The organism is Microbacterium sp. MEC084 (assembly GCF_004514465.2).
Lineage (GTDB): Bacteria > Actinomycetota > Actinomycetes > Actinomycetales > Microbacteriaceae > Microbacterium.
The window spans coordinates 1-765 of sequence record NZ_MYFP02000053.1 but is presented as its reverse complement, the minus strand read 5'-3'; the positions used below and the strand labels follow the sequence as shown (position 1 = coordinate 765).

1 protein-coding gene is annotated in these 765 nt (G+C 67.5%); it reads right to left on the bottom strand.

Annotated elements, in window-relative coordinates; translation table 11 throughout:
* A partial coding sequence (locus B5M43_RS14910) for a DDE-type integrase/transposase/recombinase (protein ID WP_230668281.1) occupies positions 1–544 on the bottom strand: 544 nt, incomplete at its 3' end.
* Positions 545–765: the final 221 nt, after the last annotated feature.

The window sequence follows — 765 nt, the reverse complement described above, 5'->3', positions numbered from 1 at the left end:
CCATCGCGCGGCTGCGAAACTGGCTGCCCCTATCGGCGTGCAGGATGCAGCCGGCGACCTCACCGCGGCGGGCGACGGCGTTTCGGACGGCGTCGACGGCGAGCTTCGAGGTCATCCGGTCGCTGATCGAGTAGCCGACGATGCGGTTCGAGAACACGTCCTTGATCGCGCAGCAGTAAAGCTTGCCTTCGCTCGTCCAATGCTCCGTGATGTCGGTGAGCCAGAGCCGGTTCGGTGCGTCCGCACGGAACACCCGCTGCACGTGATCGTCGAACACCGGCGGGCCGGGCTTCTTGCCCTYCCCGCGCCGCCGGCGCTGCGCGGACGAGAGAATCCCGGCCTGCGAGCACAGCTTCCACGCCGTGCGCCTGCTCATCCGCCACCCCGCCCGGCGGGCTTCGTCGGCGAGGTATCGGTATCCGAACGTCGGGTCGTCGTGATGCGCGTCATGCAGCGCGTTGATCCGATACGCACGGAGCACGTCGGCATCCCTGACGGGGTCGTTTCGCCACCGGTAGTAGGGCTGACGGGCGAGCTTGAGCACCCGGCACGACACCGTCACGGGGATCCCCGCGTCGGCGAGCTCAGACACGAGCGGTACGTCATTTTGGGGATCCACCGAATTTCAGGTTCGCCTGCGACAGATACGCCGCCGCTCGCCGGAGGACCTCGTTCTCCTGTTCGAGGAGGCGGACCCGCTTCTTCAGTTCACGAGCCTCGGCAGCGTCCACCGCGGTCTGACCGGGACGGTTGCCTTCCTCGACG